General features: G+C 37.2%; 4 protein-coding genes. 1 reads left to right on the top strand and 3 read right to left on the bottom strand.

All coding sequences use genetic code 11. The features are described from left to right. Window positions 1–105 precede the first annotated feature (105 nt). Entirely contained in the window at window positions 106–1,641 is a 1,536-nt protein-coding gene (locus tag U9Q18_06555) for an ATP-binding protein (protein ID MEA3314018.1), read from the bottom strand. Next, window positions 1,638–2,222, bottom strand: coding sequence for a hypothetical protein (locus tag U9Q18_06560; protein ID MEA3314019.1), 585 nt, complete (start codon window positions 2,220–2,222; stop codon window positions 1,638–1,640). Before U9Q18_06560 ends, U9Q18_06555 begins: the two co-directional genes overlap by 4 nt. A 75-nt stretch (window positions 2,223–2,297) precedes the next feature. On the opposite strand from U9Q18_06560, the gene U9Q18_06565 reads away from it, so the two are divergent. Then, a complete protein-coding gene (locus U9Q18_06565; protein ID MEA3314020.1) occupies window positions 2,298–3,143 on the top strand; it encodes a bifunctional 5,10-methylenetetrahydrofolate dehydrogenase/5,10-methenyltetrahydrofolate cyclohydrolase in 846 nt (281 codons plus the stop codon). A gap of 524 nt (window positions 3,144–3,667) precedes the next feature. Here the strand turns inward: U9Q18_06565 and U9Q18_06570 are convergent. Next, window positions 3,668–4,485 (bottom strand): Wzz/FepE/Etk N-terminal domain-containing protein (locus U9Q18_06570; GenBank protein ID MEA3314021.1); only part of this gene is annotated, 818 nt, incomplete at its 5' end.

Below are 4,485 nucleotides of genomic sequence, written 5' to 3' on the forward strand. Positions count from 1 at the left end.
TGAAACAAAGATGGCAACAATAATCGCAATTGCCACTATTACCCCATATGATCTTATTGTAAAATTTCCTACCGTAATAAAAATTGGATACATATAAACAACCTCCTATCCGTAAATATCGTTAATTCCTTTTAAAGGATCTTCCTTCTTCTCCTGAACTTCATCAAAAAAATCCTTCCCGTACTCCCTCACCCGCATAGCGACAGGCATAGGTACAGTATGCCCAAAAAGAAGTGTTTCCTGCGATTGGAGAGTTCGCAAAATCTTTTTCAGGCGCTTCCCTCCACCTACACCCTGGAACACTGCATCTGTATCTCTCTCGTCCAACAGTTGCAGCACAAATCGAGTACCTACCTGGGAGAGAACCTCAGAATCAATTTCGCAAGGCCTCTGGTCAATGATAAATAAGGTTACATTAAACTTCCTCATCTCTCGTGCTATCGTTCCAAAAATATTCCTATCCCTTAAATCCGAAGAAAGGAATTTGTGCGCTTCTTCAATGACAATGACGATTCGCCGCTTTTCTCGTTCCTCTTCTGTAAGACCTGAATATTTTTCATGAATGCGTCGAGTAATGGCATTTGCAACAATAAAATAAGAAAGAGAGTCACTTGCATATCTACCGGAAAATTGGACTACTACAGAAACACCACTTTTAAGATAATCAAGCATCTGTTCGATGCTGCTCTCTTCATCTGTGTCCCGTAAAAATTTAAGAGAGCTTAAACGGCTAATATGCCTGAGAAACGCGCTAAGAGAACTGGCATTTACACCGATATTTTCTGCTTCTTTTGCCACCTCTTCTTCACTTTTCCCTTGAAGAGAAAAAAGATATTTAAGCCAATTTTTGCCCTTTCTTTTATACACAAGGAATGCAGTCTCTTCGGACTTATCAGAATAATGAAGAGACGAGGAAAGAAGGGAAAGATCTTGCGGTTTAATGTGGTTAAGGGGAATATTTATATAATTATCCGCACCAGGATTAGTACCAACATCAAATACTTTCACCTTGCCCGGGAAAAATGATTTTAATGCAGGGAAACGTTTTTCTCCACTTTTTGCAGTAAAACCATACTCATTATGCATATCAAAAACGAGAAGAGACGCAACATCATTTTTGACGATGCCTGAAAACACAATTCTTGCAAGAAATGTTTTACCCGAACCAGTTATACCAAAAATCGCACTGTTGCGTTCGCAAAGTTTTTTAAGGTCAACGTGAATTTTTTCTTCCATAGTAAGTGGATTGCCTACAAAAAATGGAATTGATGCTTTTTTCATAAAAACGGTTTCTAAATCCTCTCCCGTTGCCTTTCTCGCAATGGAAAAATGTTCAGGGATAGTTTTTATCGAAAGCACATTTCCGCTATTATCCACCATAACATATGGAGAAAGGGACATTTCACTGAAAACAATAGGACCTGTGAGCACAGCTTTTTTAAAGTCAGAATCGGGTGGGTCGAAAAAAACATCTTCATTTGCAGACATAATCCTCAAATCATCGATAATGCCAAAATATTGATAAATTTTCCCTTGAATGACAACAAAATCGCCAATTCGCAACGTTTCAGGAGAAACAAATTTATTCAACCTTACTACAAAACCTTCTCCAACAGAACCTGCTTTAAGAAAACCTATCATTTATACGCTCCCAAAACGCCTATAAACCGCTTTAAAACAGCGTAGTCATCCCGAAGAATAAGTGTAATCTTGTTTGCCACATCAAGCAAAGCATCGGAACGCTCGTCACTCTCAAGAAAACTAATATAATTCTTGATAAGACGCATAATTGCCTCGTCTCGCTCGGGAACTTTATCGCTATCAATACAAAAAAGAGTATCAATAAAAGAACTGTTGCCAAAAATTTCTTTCAACTCCTCGCTGCCAACCAAATAAAGCAGAGAATGAATTTCGGGAAGATGCTCGGGCAATAAAAGTTGTCCCGTTTCTCCTTTTTTCCCAACAGGCACGGCACGGAACCCCCACTTCATCAGCTCAAAAATCTGCGGCTGCTCTTTTTTTAGGACATCAATCTGCTTGCCATAAGCAATTGGAATCCTACCCGGCGTTCTGCTCTCTGTAAAAAGACTGACTACCAAAAAATAATAGCAAGAACTGTCATTTGTTTTTATCAAGCTTCCAAGAGACGGTAACATATTTACGCTGCCTTCGGCGACAATAAATGAAGATTCTACAGATATAATCTCACCAATTTTTTCCATTTGAGTCATTATAGCATTTTTTTAAAAATTTTATATAATAAATACATTCATAGGAGGTGCACCATTAGTAAAATAATTGACGGGAAAGACCTTATAGTAAAGGTAGAAAATGAAATTACTGTAAATGTAGCAATGCTGAGAAAAAGAGGAATTGTACCATCGCTCTCTATTATAAGAATAGGAGAAAACAAGGCAAGCATTGCCTATTCAAGAAGCATAATGAGCAAAGCCGATAGTCTTGGAATATATGTAGAACAGCATAAGCTTAATGGGTTAATTTCTGAAAAAGAGCTTATATCCGTTATTCAAAAAATTAATAAAAGAAAAGAAATTAACGGCATATTGATAGAGCTCCCTCTGCCACAGGGCATGAGACAAAAAATAGTTTTAGAAATAATTGACCCTGATAAAGATATAGACGGATTCCACCCAATTAACTTAGGAAAGCTTCTGAGAGAAGACCCTGCTTTTGTACCTGCTACCGCACAAAGCATCATAGAAACAATTAAAAATTCTATTCATTCAATAACAGGAAAAAACGCAGTAGTAATAGGAAGAAGCAATATCGTAGGAAAGCCCGTTGCACTGCTGCTTTTAAAAGAAAACGCTACAGTTACGATATGCCATTCGTACACTAAGAATCTCACAGAAATTGCGAAAACTGCTGATATTCTCATAGTATCTATTGGAAGGCCAAAAATGATAAATAAAAATTACATAAAAGAAGGGGCAATCGTAATCGATGCAGGAATCAACAAAATAGACGGGAAAATTGTAGGAGATGTGGATTTTGACAGCGTCCAAGACATTGTAGGCCGAATTACACCTGTCCCGGGCAATATCGGAGCACTCACTACACTTATACTTTTAAAAAATACAATAAGAGCAGCAAAGATTCAAAATAAGTTAGACATAAGTTAAGCGGGTTGAATAAATAAATTAACCCTTAACCTTTTTCAAAAATAATGATCATTTTGTGTCAGGCACCAAGCGATACTTTTTTCTTAGTCATTGCGAAGGGCAGTTTTTTGCCCTGCGGCAATCTCCTCCTCAACAACAAACAATTGTTTTAGGAAAACAAAAATTTAAAGCAATATTACTATGGGACTGCTTCGTCATTATATTCCTCGCAGAGACAAAGAATAAGTCTTTGCACTTTTTCTTGTCATTACGCTCTTTTCCTCTGTCACCACGGGTCATTGCGAAGGGCAGTTTTTTGCCCTGTGGCAATCTCCTCTTTTGTTTTTTCTTTGTCATTCCGTTCTTGTCTCGGAATCTCATCCTCAAACTAAGAGACATTGCAATAAAACTTGGCGTAATACACGCCAAGGAAAAGAGTAGGGTGACAAAAAGAAACATTACTATGAGACTGCCACGCCAACAAGTTGCCTCACAGAGACGGAGGAGATGGTGACAAAAAAAGTGCTTTTGCTCCCTATCAGGACTTAAGCAGGTTTTTTCCTTTCTTGTTTCTCTTTTGTTCCGTACCAATACTCAAGAAAGAATGCAAGCAAAATAGCAAAGAAAAATGCAGCAACACCCGACACGGCAATATTAAAAAGCTTTTTTGGCTTGATGGGCGTATCAGAAATAACAGGAGAATTAAGATAAGTAAAATTATGCGACATCTTTAATTGAGATTTTAGGTCAGCTACCTGTTGCTCGGCAGACATCTTTGTTTCAGTAATAGAATTATACGTACTTAACAGTAAAGAGTATTCCAAGGCATATTCTGCCTGAACTCTGCCATCTTCTTTAATTTGTTCAATTCTATCAAATATAACTTGCTCCTGCTCTCTCAACAAATCAAGCTGTCCTTCCAAAATCAAAAGTCCGGCTTTGATTACATCGGTTTTATTATCGTAAAGCTCCTTATATTGTTCATTCAATAAAGGTATAAGTGCATCAAAAAACTTAGCCATGTTTTCCATGTCATTATCTTCAAACGTTATCTCAACAATATCCGTTTTTTGAATGATAGAAGCATTTATTTTATCACTAACTTCATCATAGGGAATACCTGTTTTTTCTGAAAGAGCTTTCGCAAAGGAATCACTCTCTATTAACGTTTTTACTCCTTCAGCAGATAGGATTTGTTCACCAGCCACAAGAGGTAAAACAACATTTGTACATCCTTGATACACGGGCTTTATCACAAAATAACTCATTACGCCTGCAACAAGCATTGCAAGGATAGTAATGCCAATAATAAGTTTTTTCCACTTCAATAAAACATTAATGTAATCTCTTAATTCAACCTCTT

The organism is Caldisericota bacterium, assembly GCA_034717215.1.
Classification (GTDB): Bacteria; Caldisericota; Caldisericia; order Caldisericales; family Caldisericaceae; genus UBA646.